Origin of the sequence: Microbacterium ginsengiterrae (assembly GCF_014205075.1) — a bacterium.
In the GTDB taxonomy this organism is placed as follows: Bacteria; Actinomycetota; Actinomycetes; order Actinomycetales; family Microbacteriaceae; genus Microbacterium; species Microbacterium ginsengiterrae.
In genome coordinates this window covers 1,230,568-1,248,792 of sequence record NZ_JACHMU010000001.1, presented here as the reverse complement: position 1 = coordinate 1,248,792, position 18,225 = coordinate 1,230,568, and the positions used below count along the sequence as shown (strand labels likewise).

Annotated in this window: 21 protein-coding genes and 2 tRNA genes; 9 read left to right on the top strand and 14 right to left on the bottom strand. The window is 67.8% G+C overall.

What is annotated here, in order from left to right; all coding sequences use genetic code 11:
• Positions 1–16: 16 nt before the first annotated feature.
• Entirely contained in the window at positions 17–1,714 is a 1,698-nt protein-coding gene (gene pknB / locus HD600_RS06255) for a Stk1 family PASTA domain-containing Ser/Thr kinase (RefSeq protein ID WP_184282297.1), read from the top strand.
• Here pknB and HD600_RS06250 read toward each other — a convergent pair.
• The 3 genes from HD600_RS06250 to HD600_RS06240 are packed head-to-tail and all read right to left on the bottom strand — an operon-like array spanning position 1,696 to position 3,313.
• Entirely contained in the window at positions 1,696–2,361 is a 666-nt protein-coding gene (locus tag HD600_RS06250) for an anthranilate synthase component II (protein WP_338402164.1), read from the bottom strand. The genes pknB and HD600_RS06250 overlap by 19 nt on opposite strands.
• A complete protein-coding gene (locus tag HD600_RS06245) occupies positions 2,358–2,513 on the bottom strand; it encodes a hypothetical protein (protein WP_184282295.1) in 156 nt (51 codons plus the stop codon). The genes HD600_RS06250 and HD600_RS06245 overlap by 4 nt, the downstream gene beginning before the upstream one ends.
• A gap of 8 nt (positions 2,514–2,521) precedes the next feature.
• Positions 2,522–3,313 carry a class E sortase gene (locus HD600_RS06240; RefSeq protein WP_184282293.1) on the bottom strand — a complete coding sequence of 264 codons (792 nt, stop codon included), beginning with the start codon at positions 3,311–3,313 and terminating at the stop codon, positions 2,522–2,524.
• Positions 3,314–3,391: 78 nt separating this feature from the next.
• Here HD600_RS06240 and HD600_RS06235 point away from each other — a divergent pair, with 78 nt between their 5' ends.
• A complete protein-coding gene (locus tag HD600_RS06235; RefSeq protein WP_144793897.1) occupies positions 3,392–3,631 on the top strand; it encodes a cell division protein CrgA in 240 nt (79 codons plus the stop codon).
• Positions 3,632–3,776: 145 nt separating this feature from the next.
• On the opposite strand, the gene HD600_RS06230 is transcribed toward HD600_RS06235, so the two are convergent.
• Both HD600_RS06230 and HD600_RS06225 read right to left on the bottom strand, forming a co-directional pair.
• The gene (locus HD600_RS06230; RefSeq protein WP_144793894.1) at positions 3,777–4,667 is read right to left on the bottom strand and encodes a rhomboid family intramembrane serine protease; all 891 of its coding nucleotides are present in this window, start codon (positions 4,665–4,667) and stop codon (positions 3,777–3,779) included.
• A gap of 18 nt (positions 4,668–4,685) precedes the next feature.
• Entirely contained in the window at positions 4,686–5,243 is a 558-nt protein-coding gene (locus tag HD600_RS06225) for a peptidylprolyl isomerase (RefSeq protein ID WP_144793892.1), read from the bottom strand.
• Positions 5,244–5,403: 160 nt separating this feature from the next.
• Between HD600_RS06225 and HD600_RS06220 the strand changes: the two genes are divergently transcribed.
• Together HD600_RS06220 and HD600_RS06215 are read left to right on the top strand one after the other, a co-directional pair.
• Entirely contained in the window at positions 5,404–5,901 is a 498-nt protein-coding gene (locus tag HD600_RS06220) for a DNA helicase (RefSeq protein WP_144793889.1), read from the top strand.
• Positions 5,898–6,371, top strand: a complete 474-nt coding sequence (locus tag HD600_RS06215; RefSeq protein ID WP_184282291.1) for a YbaK/EbsC family protein — start codon at positions 5,898–5,900, stop codon at positions 6,369–6,371. The genes HD600_RS06220 and HD600_RS06215 overlap by 4 nt, the downstream gene beginning before the upstream one ends.
• 19 nt (positions 6,372–6,390) lie before the next feature.
• Here HD600_RS06215 and HD600_RS06210 read toward each other — a convergent pair whose 3' ends face one another.
• The gene (locus tag HD600_RS06210; RefSeq protein ID WP_184282289.1) at positions 6,391–6,813 is read right to left on the bottom strand and encodes an NUDIX hydrolase; all 423 of its coding nucleotides are present in this window, start codon (positions 6,811–6,813) and stop codon (positions 6,391–6,393) included.
• Positions 6,814–6,927: 114 nt separating this feature from the next.
• Between HD600_RS06210 and HD600_RS06205 the strand changes: the two genes are divergently transcribed.
• The 4 genes from HD600_RS06205 to HD600_RS06190 all read left to right on the top strand — a co-directional run bounded on the left by HD600_RS06205 (position 6,928) and on the right by HD600_RS06190 (position 10,072).
• Positions 6,928–7,371, top strand: coding sequence for a hypothetical protein (locus HD600_RS06205; RefSeq protein ID WP_184282287.1), 444 nt, complete (start codon positions 6,928–6,930; stop codon positions 7,369–7,371).
• Between the two features lie 201 nt (positions 7,372–7,572).
• Complete coding sequence (locus HD600_RS06200; RefSeq protein ID WP_184282285.1) at positions 7,573–8,649, top strand: 3-deoxy-7-phosphoheptulonate synthase; 1,077 nt, start codon at positions 7,573–7,575, stop codon at positions 8,647–8,649.
• A gap of 56 nt (positions 8,650–8,705) precedes the next feature.
• Entirely contained in the window at positions 8,706–9,605 is a 900-nt protein-coding gene (locus tag HD600_RS06195) for an alpha/beta fold hydrolase (RefSeq protein WP_184282283.1), read from the top strand.
• The gene (locus HD600_RS06190; protein ID WP_184282280.1) at positions 9,602–10,072 is read left to right on the top strand and encodes a GbsR/MarR family transcriptional regulator; all 471 of its coding nucleotides are present in this window, start codon (positions 9,602–9,604) and stop codon (positions 10,070–10,072) included. Before HD600_RS06195 ends, HD600_RS06190 begins: the two co-directional genes overlap by 4 nt.
• Positions 10,073–10,101: 29 nt before the next feature.
• On the opposite strand, the gene HD600_RS06185 is transcribed toward HD600_RS06190, so the two are convergent.
• The gene (locus HD600_RS06185; protein ID WP_241731629.1) at positions 10,102–11,052 is read right to left on the bottom strand and encodes a sugar phosphate isomerase/epimerase family protein; all 951 of its coding nucleotides are present in this window, start codon (positions 11,050–11,052) and stop codon (positions 10,102–10,104) included.
• A 123-nt stretch (positions 11,053–11,175) separates the two neighbouring features.
• Between HD600_RS06185 and HD600_RS06180 the strand changes: the two genes are divergently transcribed.
• The gene (locus HD600_RS06180) at positions 11,176–11,880 is read left to right on the top strand and encodes a GntR family transcriptional regulator (protein ID WP_338402163.1); all 705 of its coding nucleotides are present in this window, start codon (positions 11,176–11,178) and stop codon (positions 11,878–11,880) included.
• Positions 11,881–11,950: 70 nt separating this feature from the next.
• Here HD600_RS06180 and HD600_RS06175 read toward each other — a convergent pair.
• The 7 genes from HD600_RS06175 to gyrA form a co-directional block, all read right to left on the bottom strand.
• Positions 11,951–12,023, bottom strand: a tRNA-Ala gene (locus tag HD600_RS06175).
• Positions 12,024–12,052: 29 nt separating this feature from the next.
• Positions 12,053–12,126: transfer RNA gene (locus HD600_RS06170), tRNA-Ile, on the bottom strand.
• A gap of 53 nt (positions 12,127–12,179) precedes the next feature.
• Entirely contained in the window at positions 12,180–13,127 is a 948-nt protein-coding gene (locus tag HD600_RS06165; protein ID WP_184282278.1) for a DUF4097 family beta strand repeat-containing protein, read from the bottom strand.
• A gap of 29 nt (positions 13,128–13,156) precedes the next feature.
• Positions 13,157–13,834: a response regulator gene (locus HD600_RS06160; protein WP_184282276.1), complete on the bottom strand. Its 678-nt coding sequence runs from the start codon at positions 13,832–13,834 to the stop codon at positions 13,157–13,159.
• The gene (locus HD600_RS06155; RefSeq protein WP_184282274.1) at positions 13,822–15,090 is read right to left on the bottom strand and encodes a sensor histidine kinase; all 1,269 of its coding nucleotides are present in this window, start codon (positions 15,088–15,090) and stop codon (positions 13,822–13,824) included. Before HD600_RS06155 ends, HD600_RS06160 begins: the two co-directional genes overlap by 13 nt.
• A 141-nt stretch (positions 15,091–15,231) precedes the next feature.
• Positions 15,232–15,636: a DUF3566 domain-containing protein gene (locus tag HD600_RS06150; RefSeq protein ID WP_144793865.1), complete on the bottom strand. Its 405-nt coding sequence runs from the start codon at positions 15,634–15,636 to the stop codon at positions 15,232–15,234.
• Positions 15,633–18,206 carry a DNA gyrase subunit A gene (gene gyrA, locus HD600_RS06145; protein ID WP_184282272.1) on the bottom strand — a complete coding sequence of 858 codons (2,574 nt, stop codon included), beginning with the start codon at positions 18,204–18,206 and terminating at the stop codon, positions 15,633–15,635. The genes HD600_RS06150 and gyrA overlap by 4 nt, the downstream gene beginning before the upstream one ends.
• Positions 18,207–18,225: the final 19 nt, after the last annotated feature.

The window sequence follows — 18,225 nt, the reverse complement described above, 5'->3', positions numbered from 1 at the left end:
TCAGAGGGATCAAGAAGTGACATCAGAGCCGCGCATCATCGCTGAGCGATACCGCGTGGACGACCTCATCGGCCACGGTGGCATGGCCAAGGTGTACCGCGGCTACGACCTCACCCTCGGACGCGACGTCGCCATCAAGATCCTCGATCCCGACCTCGCCCGCGACACCGCATTCCGCACCCGGTTCCGCCTCGAGGCACAGTCGGCCTCGCGCATGTCGCATCCTTCGATCGTGCGCGTGTTCGACGCGGGTGACCCGGCCTCCACGGAGGCAGGGCCCGGCGGTGCGCGCGAACCGTACATCGTCATGGAGCTCGTCACAGGGCGCGTGCTCAAGGACATCATCGCCGAGGGCCCTGTGCCGGTGGACGACGCGATCCGCTACGTCGACGGCATCCTCGAGGCACTCGACTACTCGCACCGGGCCGGTGTCGTGCACAGGGACATCAAACCCGGCAACGTCATGATCACCGACAAGGGCCAGGTCAAGGTCATGGATTTCGGGATCGCGCGCGCGGTGTCGGACTCCTCGTCGACGGTCGCCGAGACGACGCAGATCCTCGGAACGGCCGCGTACTTCTCGCCGGAGCAGGCCAAGGGCGAACCGGTCGACGCCAGAGCCGACCTGTACTCCACGGGTGTGGTGCTCTACGAACTGCTCACCGGGCGTCAGCCGTTCCGCGGCGAGTCGCCCGTCGCGGTGGCCTACCAGCACGTCAGCGAGGCACCGGTCGCGCCGACCGAGGTGAACGAGAACGCCCCCGGTGCTCTGGACCCCGTCGTGCTGCGTGCGCTGGCGAAGGACCCGTATCAGCGGTACCCGGATGCCGCGAGCTTCCGCCTCGCGCTCGACACCGCCGTCTCCGGCAAGGCACCGACCAAGAGACAGCTGGGTGCGCTGACGAGCGAGTTGTACGGGGCGAGCCCCCGTCAGGCGCAGGAGACGGCGCGGTCGCTGCGCCAGCTCAGCACGGACACGACCATGACCCGCACGCAGGCCGGCCCACCGGTGGCCTGGATCTGGGCGGGTGTGGCGCTCCTCGCCGTCCTGCTGATCTCCGTGCTGCTGTGGGTGATCCTCATGCCGCGTGGCGAACAGGCACCGGCATCCGCCCGTGAGGTCCCCGACCTCGTGGACGTGTCGTACGAACGCGCCCAGGCCGACCTGCTGGAACTCGATCTGCAGTCGACGATCGTGTACGAGTCCAGCGCCGACATCACCGAGGACAACGTCATCCGCACCGACCCCGAGGCCGGACAGTCTGTGAAGGTCGGCGAGCGGGTCACGTTGTACGTGTCGACCGGTGCGGAGACCGTCGCCGTCCCCGATCTCGTCGGTCTCTCCCAGTCCGCCGCGAAGGACGCGCTCAACGCCGTCGGGTTGGAACTGGGCAGCGTGATCCAGCGCAACGACCCTGACAGCGCCGCCGACACGGTCCTCGAGGTCTCCAACGTCCGCGAGGGCGATGAGGTCGCCCCCAAGACCGTGGTGAACGTCGTGGTCGCCAGCGGACGGGTGACGCTGCCCGACGTCACCGGCTGGACGCTGGATGCCGCGATGGCGAAGCTCGACGAGCTCGGCCTGAACGGGATCCAGACGGAGACCGCCGACTGCCCGGCCACCACGCCGGCGACCGTCTCGTCGATGTCCGCGGCTCCCGGCGATGTCGGCGTGCACTCCGACGTCGAGCTGCGTTACTGCACGGGCGAATAGCCGCCCTCAGCCGGCACATCGAGGGGATGACGCCCCGCGGCCGCTGCCACCGCACGCTCGTCGCCGACGCCGGCGAGCCAGTTCGCCAGGAGGCGGTAGCCGTGCGGCGTCAGCACGCTCTCCGGATGGAACTGCACGCCGTGGATCGGAAGCGAACGATGCGCGATCGCCATGACCGTCCCTGATTCCGTGCGCGCCGTGACCCCGACCTCCTCCGGGAGATCCGACTCCGCCAGCGCGAGGGAGTGATAGCGCCCGACCTCGAACCGGGAGGGGATGCCGTCGAACAGGGCCGATCCGTCATGTTCGACCACCGACACCATCCCGTGCATGAGCTCCGGCGCCTCGGAGACCTCGGCCCCGAACGCGGCGCCGATGGCCTGATGCCCGAGGCAGACTCCCAGCAGCGGTGTGCCGAGTTCGGCGCACAGCAAGGCGACGTCCACGGATGCCCCGGCATCCCTCGGCCGTCCAGGGCCGGGGGAGAGCATGACCGCGTCGTGTGCCGGGATCATCCGGCCCAAGCCCGCCGCGTCCGCGGCATCGGCCTCGATCAGCTCCACCCGCGCCCCGAGCTCCCGGAGGTACCCGGTCAGCGTGTGCACGAAGCTGTCGTGGTTGTCGACCACGAGCACGCGCGTGCTCACTCCAGGTCGACCTCGTCCGGCGTGATGATCGGGCTGATCCACGGGAAGACGTAGAAGAACAGCCCGTAGAGGATCGCGGCCACGGCGATGAGCAGGATCAACGTCCGCAGCCACCACGGGCCGGGAAGGATGCGCCACAGCGCTGCGTACATGAGGACTCCTACCAGGACGGGGAAGCGACGTCGTCGACGGGGGCGAGGGACTCCGGCGGGCCTTCGGCGCGGGGCTGGAAGCCCTCGAACACCGAGTACCCGACGATACGCTCTGCGAGCGAGTACAGCGGCGAGCAGGCGGTGAGGGTCATGTAGCGCTCCCCGGTTGCGGCCCCCGGCACCTGCGGCACGTCGAGCAGCACGTCGACGGAGTCCGGTGTGACGTACTCGAGGGTCCGGAACCGATACGTGTACCAGCCCTCAGGGGTCTCCACGACGATCGCGTCGTTCAGCCGCAGCTTGTCGATGCGGTTGAGCGGGAAGCCCCACGTGGTGCGGTGGCCGGCCATGGAGAAGTTGCCCACCTGACCCGGCATGACGGACTGGTCGTAGACGCCGATCCAGCCGTTGTCGAGCGTGGCGGGGCGGGTCGTGCCACCGGCGATGGCGACGTTGTAGTCGGAGCCGAAGCGGGGGATGAGCATCTGCGCGAACTTCATGCCGTTCTCCGGATGCTCGAGGAGCGGCGGCTCGTACCAGACCACTCCGTCCTCCTCTTCGACGGCGGGCGGCGGCGGGGGCGCGGGAAGCTGCGCCCACTCCCTGGACACCGCCTGACCCTCGCTGTTGCTCTGCGCGCTGATGATGATGTCGCCGATCCACATCTGCCACGCCACGAACAGCATGACCAGCACGCCGGCGGTCAGCAGGAGCTCTCCGAGCACGCTGAAGAACGTCGCTCGGGAACGGGGGCGCCGGCGACGTTCGCGCCGGGTCGGCTGCGTGGCGGATGCAGTCATATGCGCGATCCTATCCGGCGCACTTCACGGTGAGCCGAGAAATGAAGGGAACAGAGCCCTCATGGGTAGAATGACGGCATGGCACGAGACCGTAAGAGCGAAGAGCCCCTCGTCGAACGCGCAGAGGGCGAAGCGGCCCCGAACCCGGTGTGGTTCAAGCCGGTCATGCTCGGCTTCATGCTCCTGGGTCTCGTGTGGATCCTCGTCTTCTACATCTCCGGTATGCAGTTCCCGATCCCCGGCATCGAGTCGTGGAACCTCGCCATCGGTCTCGGCATCGCGCTCATCGGCTTCCTCATGACGACGCGCTGGCGTTAGACACCGGGCGCTCACGTCCTCGAAGGCTCCTCGCTCAGCGAGGGGCCTTCTTTGTTATCCACAGGCTTGTCCACAGGGTGGGGAGAATTACACCGGTGTTATTCACAGGGGTGGAGAACCCTGTTAACAAGTCCTGACCGGGTGATCAGGCGAGCAGCAGGAGCGGCGGCACCACGAAGGCCGCGGTGAGCAGGACCGCGGCGAGCGCGACGAGGAGGAGGATCTGCCATGTGCGGCGGGACCGCCCGCGGGTCCGGAGGATGATGAGTCCGACCAGGGCACCGACAGCGGCACCGCCGATGTGCGCCTGCCACGCGATGTTGAAGCCGGGGATGAACCCGACGACGAGGTTGACGCCCAGCAGGACGAACAGGCCCGTCATGTTGGCGCCCATGTGCAGGCCGATCACCAGCAGGGCACCGAAGAGCCCGAACACGGCACCGGAGGCCCCCACCGTGGGGGTGCCGGGGGAGATGATCGCCACCGCCACCGAGCCCCCGACCGCACCGAACAGGTACAGCGCGAGGAAGCGCCAGCGGCCGAGCATCGGTTCGAGGCTTCTGCCCAGCATCCACAGGGCGAGCATGTTCAGACCGAGATGCCAGATGCCGCCGTGGACGAGCGCCGCGGTGAGCAGGCGCCACGGCTGGAACGGCAACCCTGACAGGTCGGGGAACAGGTACGCCGCGGCGAACAGGAACATCCGTGTGATGTCGAGACCGGGGACGAGCTGCAACAGGCCGACGAATCCGGTGACGGCCATGATGCCGTAGGTGACCACGGGCTTACCGGACTGCACGGGTGCGGCGACCGCGGTGGAGCGGCGACCCCATCGGCGCTCGGCCCGCTTCTGCGCGGGGGTGCGGTTCTTGCGCTCCGCCGCCATGCACTCGGGGCAGATGACGCCGACCGCGGCCTGGGTCTGGCACTCGGGGCAGATGGTGCGCATGCACCGTTGACAGAGCACGAAGCTCTGCCGATCCGGATGGCGATAGCAGAAGTTGTCGCGGTTGCTCGCGAACTCAGGAGACGTCATCCGGATCGGCGAGGCGCGTCAGACGGCGGCGATGTCGACCGAGTGCAGGATCACGGGGTCGATCGGGCGGTCGCCGGCTCCGGTGGGAACGGCGCCGATCTCGTCGACGACCTTCTTCGAGGCGTCATCGGCGACGACACCGAAGATGGTGTGCTTGCCCATGAGCCACGGCGTCGGGTCGGTGGTGATGAAGAACTGCGAACCGTTGGTGCCCTCGGCCTGGCCGGTGATCGCGTTGCGGCGCAGACCGGCGTTGGCCATCGCGAGCACGTAGGGCTCGTTGAAGTTCAGCTCGGGGTGGATCTCGTCGTTGAAGTTGTAACCGGGACCGCCGACGCCCTGACCGAGCGGGTCGCCGCCCTGGATCATGAAGTTGGGGATGATGCGGTGGAAGATGACGTCGGAGTAGAGCGCGCCCTCGCCGGGCTTTCCGGTGGCGGGGTCGGTCCACGCCTTGGAGCCGTCGGAGAGACCGACGAAGTTCTCCACCGTCTTGGGGGCGTGGTCGCCGAAGAGGTTGACGACGATGTCGCCGTGGTTGGTGTGCAGGGTCGCGACATGAGAGTGCTGAGGCATACACCTATTCTCGCAGAGCCTGACGCCGCCGGCCTGGAAGCGGCATCCGCACGGTAGCGGCCAAGTCGCCCGATGACAAGGGTCAGTGCAATCAGTGCCGCGATCCAGGCTCGTCTGGCAAGATGGGGAACCCGTACTCCACTTCGACAGGAGAACAATCGTGAGCCTCACCCGCAAGCGCAAGAAAGAACTGCGCCGTCTGCAGAACGACGCCACCGAGCTCTGGGAGCACCAGCAGCAGCTCGTCGGTCATGCCGCCGGCATCGCTCGTGAGGCGAGCCGCCAGCTCGGCAACGTCGGGCGCGAGCAGGTCCTTCCTGTGGTGCAGGACGCGTACGAGCGCAACGTCGCCCCGACCGTGAACCGTGGTCTGAAGTTCGGCCGCCACGTCGTGGACGACAAGGTCGTCCCGATCGTCGGCGGTGTCGTCGGCAGTGCACTGACCGCCTGGGACGTGGCGAACGCCAAGCGTCAGGGCCTGACGGTCTCCAACGGGCGCATCGTGAAGAAGAAGCAGGGCCCCGGTCTCGGCTCGATCGTCGCGATCATCCTCGGCGCAGCGGCAGCAGCCGGTGTCCTCTACGCCGCATGGCAGGCGCTGCGCACGGACGACGAGCTCTGGGTCGCGGACGACCCGCTGGCCGCGCCCGACGCGTGAGCGATCCGCTCGATCGGGTCCGGGAGGCTGCCGCCTCCCGCGGCCTGTCCGTCGAGCTCCGTGAGCGCCCTGCGGCGCGCAGCCTTCACGAGGCCGCGGAGAAACTCGGCATCCCGGCATCAGGGATCGTGAAGACGCTCGTCGTCAAGCGCTCGGACGACACCTATCTGTTCGCGCTCATCCCGGGCGGTCGGTCCATCTCCTGGCCGAAGCTGCGCGCGGTCGTCGGCGTGAACCGGCTCCGCTTGCCCGAGGCCGAGCTCGCCCTTGCCGCGACGGGCTACGAACGCGGGACGATCGTGCCGATCGGGAGCACAACGGACTGGCCCGTATACGCCGATGAGTCGATCGTCGGTCAGCGCATCGCGATGGGCGCCGGTGCGCACGGATACAGCCTCTTCGTCGACGCCGACGACCTCATCGCGGCCTATGGTGCGACGGTCGCCGACATCTCCGTGCCTGAGGCCTGACCGCCGTCCGGGTCTGGCGTCAGATGATCTTCGCCATGCGCAGCGCGATGTCGACGAGTTTGACCCGTTGCAGTTCGGCCGCATCGCCGATCGTGAACCAGCCGGCCATGTCGGTGGAGCCGTTCTCCTCGAAGCGGAGCCTGCCGCCGGTGATCTCGGCGCGATAGAGGATGCGCAGCGTGTGCAGCGGCGCGTCCGCGTGGTGTGTGCGCCGGGTCGCCGGGATCACACGGGAGTGGATGCCGAGCAGCTCTCCGACGCGGACGACGTAACCGGTCTCCTCGCGGACCTCCCTGCGCACCGCGTCCTCCGGGTCCTCCCCCGCCTCGAGGCCGCCGCCGGGCATCGTCCATGCGGCGCGTCGGCCCTCGGTCCAGCGCGCCAACAGCACCCGGTCGTCTTCATCGGTGATGACCGCGTACGCCGCGACCCGCAGATCCATGCCTTCACCTTACTGGGCGGGTTCGGGCCGGAGTTCTCCGGCGGATCCGTCAGAAATCGAGAAGCACCGCGCGCCGATGCGTTCGTACGCTGTGAGGACGAGGAAGGAATCCCCATGTCAGACAAGAATTTCACGGCAGAAGAGCGCGAGGCGATGAAGGCCAAGCTCACCGAGAGCAGGACGAGCCGCTCACGGGCGAAGAAGAGCCCCGAGCAGGCGCGCGCAGAGGGTGAGGCCGAGGTGAACGGCAAGATCGCCGAGATGCCGGATGACGATCGGGCGCTCGCGGAGAGGATCGCCGCGATGGTCACCGAGAACGCCCCTCAGCTCATGCCACGCACGTACTACGGCATGCCGGCATGGGCGAACGAGGCGGGAAAGGTCGTGTGCTTCTTCAAGCCGAAGTCCAAGTTCAAGGTGCGGTACGCGACCTTCGAGTTCGAAGCCCCCGCGGCCCTCGACGACGGGAACGTGTGGCCGGTGTCCTACGCCGTCGCCGCGCTCACCGAGGCAGACCTCGCCTTCCTCGCAGAGCGCGTACGTCGCTCCGTCACATGACGCCCGGTGCTCCGGCGATGCGGTATGGTCGATCCCATGACATCCCGTTGGTATGCGTATTTCGAGTCGGCTCTGGAGGGGCCGGCGCCGATCTAGCGCGTACCGACACCTTCAGAGCCGACAAGCCAGAGCATTCGCTCTGGCTTTCGCCGTTTCGGCGGGCTCTGCATCCGGGGTCCGCCCTCACCCAGGACAGGACCCATGAGCACCATCACCGCAGCAGAGACCACCGCCGACCTGCACGTCGCACGGTTCACCACGCTCCCCTCCCCCGGCGACGTCGCCGCTGAGCTTCCGATCGGTGACGAGCGCGCCGCACTCGTCGCCCGCACAAGGGACGAGGTGCGGACGATCATGGCCGGCGAGGACGACCGACTGCTCGTCGTCGTCGGACCGTGCTCGATCCACGACACCGCGGCCGGTCTGGAGTACGCCGGACGCCTCGTGCGCGAGGCCCAGGTGCACCGGGACGACCTGCTGGTCGTCATGCGCACGTACTTCGAGAAGCCGCGAACGACCGTCGGATGGAAGGGCCTCATCAACGATCCGCACCTCGACGGCAGCCACGACATCGAGACCGGACTGCGCCGAGCACGCGGCTTCCTCCGCGACGTCACCGCTCTCGGGATGCCGTGCGCGACCGAATTCCTGGAGCCCATCAGCCCGCAGTACACCGCCGACCTCATCACCTGGGGCGCGATCGGTGCACGGACGACGGAGAGCCAGATCCACCGGCAGCTCGCCTCCGGGCTGTCGATGCCGATCGGCTTCAAGAACGGCACGGACGGCGGTCTGCAGGTCGCCCTCGACGCCGTCGCGGCGTCGTCGGCACCGCAGGCATTCCTCGGCATCGGAACCGACGGTCGCGCCAGCCTCGTGACCACCACCGGGAACCCCGACACCTCGATCATCCTCCGCGGCGGCGCTGACGGTCCGAACTACGGCCCGTCGCACGTCCGCGACGCCGCGCAGCGCCTGGATGCCGCCATGCTCACCCCCCGCGTGATCCTCGACGCCAGCCACGCCAACAGCGGCAAGGATCATGTGCGACAGGCAGAGGTCGCGGCCGAGATCGGTGCGCAGATCGCAGAGGACGGGGCGGCGATCGCGGGTGTGATGCTGGAGAGCAACCTCGAGGCCGGTGCGCAGAAGCTCGATGTGAGCGTCCGCACCCGCCTCGTCTACGGACAGAGCGTGACGGACGCGTGCATGGGCTGGGACGCGACGACGGCGGCTCTCGAGGCACTCGCGCAGGGCGTGCGCGCCCGCCGAGCCTGAGGCGACGGCCGTTACAGCTATTGCAGTGATGACTGTAATAGCTGTAACGTCGCGGCATGTCCCGATCTCCGGACGCGGCCGCCGACCTCGGTCGATCCGTCCTCATCCCTCAGCCAGAGGGTGCGCTGCGGGTCATCACCCGCGGCGAGAAGGGCACGCCGGTCCTCCTCCTCAGCGGCGCAGGCGATGACAACGTCTCGCTGAGCTGGCGACGGGCCATCCCGGTGCTGGCCGAGGAGCATCGCGTGTTCGCGCTCGACTGGCCGAAGCAGGGCGCGAGCACGCCATGGGACGGCGTCGCCGACCATGAGCGGATGCTCGCATGCATCGATGCCGTGCTCGATCACTTCTCGCTCGAGGCCGCTTCGATCGTCGGGCTCTCCCAGGGCGGCGCGCTGGCGCTGGCGTACGCGATCGAGCGGCCGGAGCGCGTGGAGCGGCTGGTCGCGCTGGCTCCTGCCGGCATCCTGTCGTTCCCGCCGGTCATCCACCAGATGCTCTGGCTGACGGCGAAGTCGCGTCTGCTCAACAGGACGCTGCCGTCGTGGATCTTCCGAAGCCGAGCCGCGTGCGCGTGGGTGGCGCGCAATTCGCTGTTCGGCGGACCGGTCGACGACTTCGACGAGATCGTGGACGAATACCACGCGGACGTCGTCGCCCACGGCTCCGGCTCATCGGACTGGCAGAACGCCTCGATCGGCTTCCTGCGGATGCGTGTGGACCTGCGCCCTCGCCTTTCCGAGATCCGGCATCCGACCCTCATCATCCAGGGCAGTGCCGACAAGGCGGTGCCGCCCGCGCAGTCCCGTGCAGCGGCGGCACTGATCCCCGGGGCACGGTTCGAGCTGATCGAGGGAGGAGGGCACTGGTCGAACAGGCAGTGTCCCCAGCGCGTCAACGATCTCATCGCCGACTTCCTGCGTCCGGCGGACTCGTCACGTGAAGGAGAAGGATGACAGTTCCCGATGAGAGCGAACTCGACTACGTCGACGAGATCGCCGCCTTCTTCGCTGCGGAGGGCATGCCCCTCATCCCTGGACGCGTGATCGGGTGGCTGCTCATCAGCGATCCGCCCGAGCAGAGCGCGGCCGACCTCGCGAGGGTGCTCGACGTCAGCCGGAGCTCGATCAGCTCGGCGGTGCGCCTGCTCATTCCCAGCGGCCTCGTCGAGACGGTGCGTCGGCGCGGCGAGCGGCAGGAGTATCTGCGCATCCATCCGGACGGCTGGAGCCGCATGCTCGCCGGGCGGTACGCCAAGACCACGGCGTTCCGCCGGATCACGGAGCGCGGGCTCGAACTCCTCGACGACACGGACCCCGCACGACGCACGCGCCTCGAGCACGTCACCGAGCTGTATCGGTTCCTCGAGGCGGAGCTTCCGGCGATGTGGGCTCGGTGGGAGCAGCGCATCGCCGAACGCTGAGGCGCGACGGCGCCTCCGTCATGCCGCGGTCAGCGGCTGATCGTCGGGTCGTTCAGCGCGGACCCGAGCACCTGGCGCACGTACTGGACGTTCTCGGCGACCACCCCGAGCGAATCAGAGCCGTAGTGCTCGCAGCAGAACGGACCGTCGTACCCGAGCTCGACTGCTCGGCGGATGACCTTGCGGTAGTTGACGTAGCCGTACTTCAGCGGCATGGGGGCGGTGGCGTACGCCCCGGTGGCCGGATCGAAGTCGCGCGTGTAGTTCTTGATGTGCCAGAAGTTCGCGTGCGGGAGCACCTTCTCGAACATGTCCTCCCACGGCTCGATCTCCCGATGGAGCCGGATGAGGTTCCCGATGTCGGGGTTCAGTCCGACGCTCGCGTGGTCGACGTCCTGGAGGAACGCCACGGCCTCGTCCGCCGTTCCCACATAGGTGTCCTCGTACATCTCGAGGCTCACCTGGATCCCCAGCCGGGCGGCATGGTCGCCGAGCTCACGGATGCGGTCGATCGCGAGGTCGCGCAGGGCCGGGTCATCGCGGTGGCCCTCCGCCAACCAGAACCATGTCGCCGTGGCCTGCTCCGGGGTGAGGTCCTGCATGAAGCCGGTGTTCACGACCCCGACGCCGAAACTCGGAGCGATGTCGATGAAGCGGTGCGCATCGCGGAGGTTCTCCTCGCCCCGCCCGCGATCGACCACGGAATTGCGCGTGAGGGAGATCGACGACAGGCTCATGCCCTCACCGTCGAGGACGCCGCGGAACTCCTCGAGCCGGTCGTCCGAGAGCTTGGCCAGGCACAGCCAGGCGTCGGTCGGATCGACCTGATCGACGCCGAGCTCCTTCACCTGCCGCAGCTGCGCCGCCCACACGAGTGAGGAGGCGTCCACCAGAGGGGAACCGTCCGGCGCTCGGTTTCCGAACGCCAGCATGTTCGCGCCGACCGGCCAGGTCTCGGCGGTGAGGGTTGTGGACATCATTGCTCCATATCACTCGACTGGCCGCGAAGGCCTCTAGTCGTAGATCCTATAGGAAGATGGAGATCAGGCGCTCGACGTCTGACCCGATAATCTGAACGCACCCGACGTCTGAGGATCGCCCAAGTGAACAGTCTCACCTTCAACACCACGACCATCGCGCGGCGCGGGCTGCGCGACGATGTCCACGACAGCATCCTCGAGCTGCTCCTGCGCGGCGACCCGGAACCGGGGACACGACTGTCGATCGACACGATCGCACGACAGCTCGGAGTGTCCCCGACGCCGGTCCGTGAAGCGCTCGTGCAGTTGGAGCGCACGGGGCTCGTGACGCGTGAGGCGTTGAAGGGTTATCGTGTGGCCCCTCCGCTCGGTGCGGAGCAGATCACCGAACTCGTCCGCGCCAGAGAGATGCTCGAGGGCACGGCGGCGCTCCTCGCCGGCTCATCGACCACCGAGCTGTTGCCGGAGCTGCGCGCCGCGCATGAAAGACATCGCGCCGCCGGCGAGGCCATCATGTCCGCCATGGACGACGACCATGACGACGTCGCGCTGTCGGCGGAATACTATGCGCGCGACCAGGACTTCCACCGGGTGATCTTCCGTCACTGCGGGAACCGGTACCTCTCGGAGATGAAGGACAACCTCGGCGCGCAGTTGCACCGCCTCCGCCAGATCGTGAACCGCGGTGTCACGGACGTGCAGGAGGCGATCGGCGAGCACGAGGCGATCATCGCAGCCTTCGAGACCGGCGATCCGCAGCAGGCGCAGCGCGCGATGGAGCAGCACATCCGGAACGTGCTCGTCCGGTCCCTACGCGACGAGCAGTGACCGCCGGGGAATCCGGAGACGAGAAAGCCCCGCACGAGGCGGGGCTTTCTCGAACTGTCTCAACACAGTGTGGAGCCTAGGAGATTCGAACTCCTGACATCCTGCTTGCAAAGCAGGCGCTCTACCAACTGAGCTAAGGCCCCTGACGGGTGATCCCTCGAGGAGGGATGTGTGGGGCTACCAGGACTTGAACCTGGGACCTCTTCATTATCAGTGAAGCGCTCTAACCGCCTGAGCTATAGCCCCGTCAACCTCCGAAACTTTACCTGAGATTTGCGGAAAATCCGAATCGGCGCCGTTCAGTCCCGGCTGCGGAGGACGACCTCCCCCGCAGAGACGGATGCGACGATCTTGAACCTCGAATCGTTCGACGTGTCGAGACGGTTCTCGAGGTCCCCGGCGCTGACGTCCTGGGACAGATCGTAGGTCTCATCGGGGAGTGTGAGATCCAGCGATCCCGCACTGACGTCGATCATGACCGAGCTCGGCGCGGCGTCGGTGAGGGTGGCGACGAGCTTGCCCGCCGCGACGCGGAAGTCGGCCTCCGACACGTTCTGCAGCGCGAGGTCGGCGCGACCGGCACTGACATCCGCGTCGACCGACGTGGCGGCGCCGTCCATCCGGAGCGCGCCGGCTCCGACGTCGAGGTCGACCTCCCCGTACACGCCCTCGATGTCGAGGCTTCCCGCGCTGAGCGCGAAGTCCGCATCCAGGCGCCCGCCGTCGAGGCTGTCCGGCAGCGTGAGGACGGCCTTCTCGTCATCCCCGAACCAGTCACCTCCGAACCAGTCGCCTCCGAACCACCATCCGAAGGAGCGCTCCGGGCTGCGGACGACGAGCTCGTCATCGTCCCGTTCGAGCGTCCAGTTGCGGGAGCGGTCACCGGTGACGACGAGGGTCGCCTCGTCGACGTCACCGAACCGCAGCGTCACCTCGCTGGCTGCCACATCAACCGTGAGACTCTCGAGTCCGGCCGCACTCACGGTCTGGGTCTCACCACGCCCCGTGTTCGAGGCGGCGGCGACGTCATGTGCAGCAGCGAACGCGGCGTTGCCGCCGGCGCCCAGCAGCACGACTCCGCCGAACGCCGCGATCGCGATGGCCGCTCCCTTGCCCGGTCGACGGCGCGGCCCGCTCGAGGTCGGACCGGACGGGGCTTCGGGTGCGGAACCGAGCTTCTGCGGTGCGGGCGGGGGAGTGGTGGGGACGCCGCCTGTGCTCCCCTGGTCGTGCGTCTCGCTGTTCATCGCGTTTCTCCTGTCATCGCTTTCAAGACTCATGGCTGGTTTCCGAGCGGTGTCTGACCGCCGGTGTTCTCGATGTGGGCGAGCGCGGCCAGCACTCGCCGGTTGCCGGATTCGTCCTGCTCGAAGCCCAGCTTCTGGAAGATGGAGGTGATGTTCTTCTCCACACTGGCGGGGGAGAGGAACAGCAGCCCGGCGATCGCCTGGTTCGACTTGCCCTCGGCGATCAGGGCGAGCACCGTGCGCTCGCGTTCTGTGAGCTGCAGCATCCGATCGTCACGGTTCCGCCGGGTGAGCAGCTGGGCGACGACCTCGGGGTCGAGCACCGAGCCGCCCTCAGCGATCCGCGTCACCGAGGCGAGGAAGTCGGAGACATCCGCGACCCGGTCCTTCAGCAGGTAGCCGAGCGGGCCGCCCTGCGCGGCGATGAGGTCGCTGGCGTAGCGCTCCTCGACGTACTGGGACAGCACGAGCAGCGGCAGGGAGGGGTGCGTCCTGCGCAACCCGAGCGCCGCCCGGATCCCCTCGTCCGTGAACGTCGGCGGCAGCCGGACGTCCAGGATGCACAGCTCGGGGTCCGTGTTCTCGACGGTGTCGGTGAGGCCCTCGGTGTCGGCGAGCGCGGCGACCACTTCGTGGCCGGCGTCCTCGAGCAGACGGATCAGGCCCTCGCGCAGCAGGACGGAGTCCTCACAGATCAGGATGCGCACGGCACGCTCGCCTCCAGCGATGTCGGCCCGCCCTGCGGGCTGTCGATGCGGAACGTTCCTCCGGCCGCGAGCACCCGGTTCGAGATGCCGTCGAGCCCGCCGCCGGGCTGCACCTGCGCGCCCCCGATGCCGTTGTCCTCGACTCTGGCCCACAGAGTGCCACCGTCGCGCACCCTGACGACGACCCGGCATTCGCTGGCGCGGGAGTGCTTGGCGGCGTTGGTGAGCGACTCGGCGATCGAGAAGTACACGGCGGCCTCCGCATCCCGGCTGCACCTGCCGTTCATCCGCACATCGAGATGGACGGGGATGTGCGACCTGCTCGCCAGAGCGGACAGTGCCGCGTCGAGTCCGCGGTCGTCGAGCACAGAGGCGTGGATGCCGCGGGCGAGCTGTCGCAGCTCGGTGATGGCCGCCTTCGTGGAGGTGTGCGCCTCGGAGATCAGCTCCTTGGCGGCGGCGGGGTCGTCGTCGATCTTCTGCTGGGCGAGCCCGAGGGTCATGCCGACTGACACCAGTCGCGGCTGGACGCCGTCGTGCAGGTCGCGCTCGATCCGCGTACGCTCCACGTCGGCTGCTCGGACGGCGCCCTCGCGCTGCGCCGAGGTGGTCCGCACCTTCTCGGTGAGCTCCGCCGCGCGGCTGGGGACGATGAGACCGCGGGCGATGACGCGGTGCAGGAGCGCGAGTCCGATCATCCCGGCCAGCGATGCCGCGACTCCGACGATGCCGAGGACGGGAGCCCACCCCGCCGCGATCGTGGTGCCGAACGGCGCATCGATCTCACCGGAGGTGAACAGGGGAGTGAACGCGTAGATCGCCGAGCGCACCAGGCCCCAGAAGAGCCGGATGACGACGGCACCGAGCACGCAGGCGATCGCGAAATTCGCGAGGGCGCGCCACATGCGCCCGTCGATGCTCTGCCGCCCGATCTGACGGATCCAGCCACCGAACCCCGGCGCGAGCCGGCGGCGCAGCGTGAGGTCGGGGACGTCGAGGTCGTACAGCCCGCGGACGCGGACGACCTCGAACCATGCGATCCCGAACAGCGCGTAGACGAGGCCGACGAGGAACACCACGCCGATACCGAACGCGAACAGGAGGCCGACGCCGGTCCCGAACAGGGCCGCGACGACACCGATCACCAGTGCGCCGATCACTCCGAGTGCCGCGAGGTGGAGGATCGTCAGGAACACCCTCGGTCGGGTCGCGGTGCGTGCGACGCTCGGTGGCGGGGAGGCAGTCTGAGTGGTCATGCCTCAACGGTAGGCCGACCCCGCCCGCGTCGACACCGAGTCATCCGGAGAGCTCTGTTCGGGTTTTCCCTACCCGCTGCGATGGCCCGCCGGAACGACGAAGGGCGGATGCCGAAGCATCCGCCCTTCGTCAGCAGATCGTCAGTTCGACATGAAGCCGACCAGCAGCCCGCCGGTCACCTTCACGGCGAGGTTGTAGATACCCGCCACGACCGCACCGAGCACCGTGAAGACGATGAGGTTGAGGATCGAGACGACGGCGGCGAACGCCATCACCTGCGGCAGTCCGAGCAGCGAGGCCAGCGAGACCCCGCCGTCGGTGACGTTGCCGACGAACTCGTCCGCCTGCGCGATGAGGTTGGTCGCCTGCAGCACGAGGTAGATGAGGAAGAACGACACCATCGTCACGATGGCCATCGCCACTGCTGCCAGGAAGGACAGCTTCACGGCCGACCAGAAGTCGATGTACACCAGGCGCAGCCGGACCTGCTTGCCGCCGGTCTTGCGCGTGGACTTCTTCGCCAGCTTGTCGGCTACTGTGCTCATGCGTCTGTTTCCTCAGGGCTCGGGTCAGTTTCGGGGGCCGGTGCCGATTCGGGTGCGGCTCCGTCGGATGCCGTCTCCGCCTCGACCTCGTCGAGGCCCCGCTCTCCGTTGCGGGCGATTGCGAGGATGCGATCCTTCTCGGACGTCCGGGCGAACACCACTCCCATGGTGTCTCGACCCTTCGCAGGCACCTCGGCCACGGCAGAGCGTACCACCTTGCCGCTGGACAGAACCACCAAGACCTCGTCGTCCTCACTGACGATCAGACCGCCTGCGAGGACGCCCCTGTCGTCGTTGAGCTTGGCGACCTTGATGCCGATGCCGCCGCGTCCCTGCACCCGATATTCGCTGATCGCGGTGCGCTTGGCGTAGCCGCCGTCGGTCACGACGAACACGTACCCGTCCTCGTCGGCGACGGATGCCGAAAGGAGCGTGTCCTCACCGCGGAAGCTCATGCCCTTCACACCGGCGGTCGCGCGTCCCATCGGACGCAGCGCCTCGTCGGTCGCATTGAAGCGCAGGGACATGCCGTGCCGGGAGATGAGGAGGATGTCGTCGGTGGCGTCGACGATCATCGCGCTGACGAGTTCGTCGTCCTCACGGAGGCGGATGGCGATCACGCCGCCCTGACGATTGGTGTCGTACTCGCTCAGACGCGTCTTCTTCACCAGTCCGTCGCGGGTGGCGAGCACGAGGTACTCCGCCTCGTCGTAGTCCGCCAGCGCGAGGATCTGCGCGATGTTCTCGTCCGGCTGCAGGGCGAGGAGATTCGCGACGTGACTGCCCTTGGCGTCACGGCCGGCCTCGGGGATCTCGTAGGTCTTCGTCCGGTAGACGCGACCCTTGTCCGTGAACACCAGCAGCCAGTGGTGCGTGGTGGTGACGAAGAAGTGCTCGACGATGTCGTCGGCGCGCAGCTGCGCACCCTTGACTCCCTTGCCGCCGCGGTGCTGCGACCGGTAGTTGTCGCTGCGCGTGCGCTTGATGTAACCGTCGCGAGTGACGGTGACGACCATCTCCTCCTCGGCGATGAGGTCTTCCATCGACACGTCGCCGTCGAAGCCGTGCAGGATGTGCGTGCGGCGCTCGTCGCCGAAGCGTTCGACGATCTCCGTGAGCTCCTCGCGGATGATCGCACGCTGACGGGCCTCGTCGGCGAGGATCGCCTTGAAGTCGGCGATCTTGGCCTCGAGCTCGGTTGCCTCGTCGACGATCTTCTGGCGCTCGAGGGCGGCCAGGCGACGCAGCTGCATCGCGAGGATGGCATCCGCCTGGATGTCGTCGATCTCGAGGAGTCGCTGCAGACCTTCGTTCGCCTCCTGCGGCGTGGGGGAGCGGCGGATCAACGCGATGACCTCGTCGAGCGCGTCGAGCGCCTTCAGGTAGGCGCGCAGGATGTGCATCCGCTCCTCGGCCTTGCGAAGGCGGAAGATCGTGCGCCGGACGATCACGTCGATCTGGTGGGTGATCCAGTTCGCGATGAAGCCGTCGAGCGCGAGCGTGCGCGGCACGCCTTCGACGATCGCCAGCATGTTCGCGCCGAAGTTGTCCTGCAGCTGCGTGTGCTTGTACAGGTTGTTCAGCACGACCTTGGCGACGGCATCCCGCTTGAGGACGACGACGAGTCGCTGGCCGGTACGGTCACTGGTCTCATCGCGGATGTCCGCGATGCCCGTCACCTTGCCGTCGCGGGCGAGGTCGCCGATCTTGACGGCGAGGTTGTCGGGGTTGACCTGGTAGGGGAGCTCGGTGATCACGAGGCAGGTGCGGCCCTGGATCTCCTCGACGTCCACGACTGCGCGCATCGTGATGGATCCGCGGCCGGTCCGGTAGGCCTCCTGGATGCCCTTGGTGCCGAGGATCTGCGCACCCGTCGGGAAGTCGGGACCGGGGATCCGCTTGATCAGCCCTTCCAGGAGCTCCTCGCGCGGAAGCTCCGGGTTCTCCAGCGCCCACAGCGCGGCATCGGCCACCTCGCGGAGGTTGTGCGGCGGGATGTTCGTGGCCATGCCGACCGCGATGCCGACCGAGCCGTTGACGAGCAGGTTCGGGAAGCGCGACGGCAGGACGACGGGCTCCTGGGTCTGGCCGTCGTAGTTGTCCTGGAAGTCGACGGTCTCCTCTTCGATGTCGCGCACCATCTCGAGCGCGAGCGGAGCCATCTTCGTCTCGGTGTACCGGGGGGCGGCCGCGCCCATGTTGCCGGGGGAGCCGAAGTTCCCCTGGCCGAGAGCCAGCGGGTAACGCAGCGCCCACGGCTGCACGAGTCGGACGAGGGTGTCGTAGATCGCGGTGTCACCGTGCGGGTGATACTGACCCATCACCTCGCCGACGACGCGGGCGCACTTGGAGAACGACTTGTCGGGGCGGTATCCGCCGTCGTACATGCCGTAGATCACGCGGCGGTGGACGGGCTTGAGTCCGTCCCGCACGTCGGGCAGGGCGCGCCCGACGATGACGGCCATCGCGTAGTCGAGGTAGCTGCGCTGCATCTCCGACTGCAGGTCGACCTGGTCGATCTTGCCGTGTTCGTGCGCCTCGTTGATGTCAGGGCGTTCTTCGTCAGTCATGTGCTTCTCTCAGATCCGG

Excerpts from the sequence above, each read along its gene's own strand:
- HD600_RS06155 (WP_184282274.1), bottom strand. The coding sequence starts at position 15,090 with ATGACCACTCAGACTGCCTCCCCGCCACCGAGCGTCGCACGCACCGCG.
- HD600_RS06245 (WP_184282295.1), bottom strand. The coding sequence starts at position 2,513 with ATGTACGCAGCGCTGTGGCGCATCCTTCCCGGCCCGTGGTGGCTGCGG.
- HD600_RS06210 (WP_184282289.1), bottom strand. The coding sequence starts at position 6,813 with ATGGATCTGCGGGTCGCGGCGTACGCGGTCATCACCGATGAAGACGAC.
- HD600_RS06200 (WP_184282285.1), top strand. The coding sequence starts at position 7,573 with ATGAGCACCATCACCGCAGCAGAGACCACCGCCGACCTGCACGTCGCA.
- HD600_RS06230 (WP_144793894.1), bottom strand. The coding sequence starts at position 4,667 with ATGACGTCTCCTGAGTTCGCGAGCAACCGCGACAACTTCTGCTATCGC.
- HD600_RS06190 (WP_184282280.1), top strand. The coding sequence starts at position 9,602 with ATGACAGTTCCCGATGAGAGCGAACTCGACTACGTCGACGAGATCGCC.
- HD600_RS06225 (WP_144793892.1), bottom strand. The coding sequence starts at position 5,243 with ATGCCTCAGCACTCTCATGTCGCGACCCTGCACACCAACCACGGCGAC.
- HD600_RS06240 (WP_184282293.1), bottom strand. The coding sequence starts at position 3,313 with ATGACTGCATCCGCCACGCAGCCGACCCGGCGCGAACGTCGCCGGCGC.
- HD600_RS06235 (WP_144793897.1), top strand. The coding sequence starts at position 3,392 with ATGGCACGAGACCGTAAGAGCGAAGAGCCCCTCGTCGAACGCGCAGAG.
- HD600_RS06195 (WP_184282283.1), top strand. The coding sequence starts at position 8,706 with ATGTCCCGATCTCCGGACGCGGCCGCCGACCTCGGTCGATCCGTCCTC.
- HD600_RS06165 (WP_184282278.1), bottom strand. The coding sequence starts at position 13,127 with ATGAACAGCGAGACGCACGACCAGGGGAGCACAGGCGGCGTCCCCACC.
- HD600_RS06185 (WP_241731629.1), bottom strand. The coding sequence starts at position 11,052 with ATGATGTCCACAACCCTCACCGCCGAGACCTGGCCGGTCGGCGCGAAC.
- HD600_RS06205 (WP_184282287.1), top strand. The coding sequence starts at position 6,928 with ATGTCAGACAAGAATTTCACGGCAGAAGAGCGCGAGGCGATGAAGGCC.
- gyrA (WP_184282272.1), bottom strand. The coding sequence starts at position 18,206 with ATGACTGACGAAGAACGCCCTGACATCAACGAGGCGCACGAACACGGC.
- HD600_RS06150 (WP_144793865.1), bottom strand. The coding sequence starts at position 15,636 with ATGAGCACAGTAGCCGACAAGCTGGCGAAGAAGTCCACGCGCAAGACC.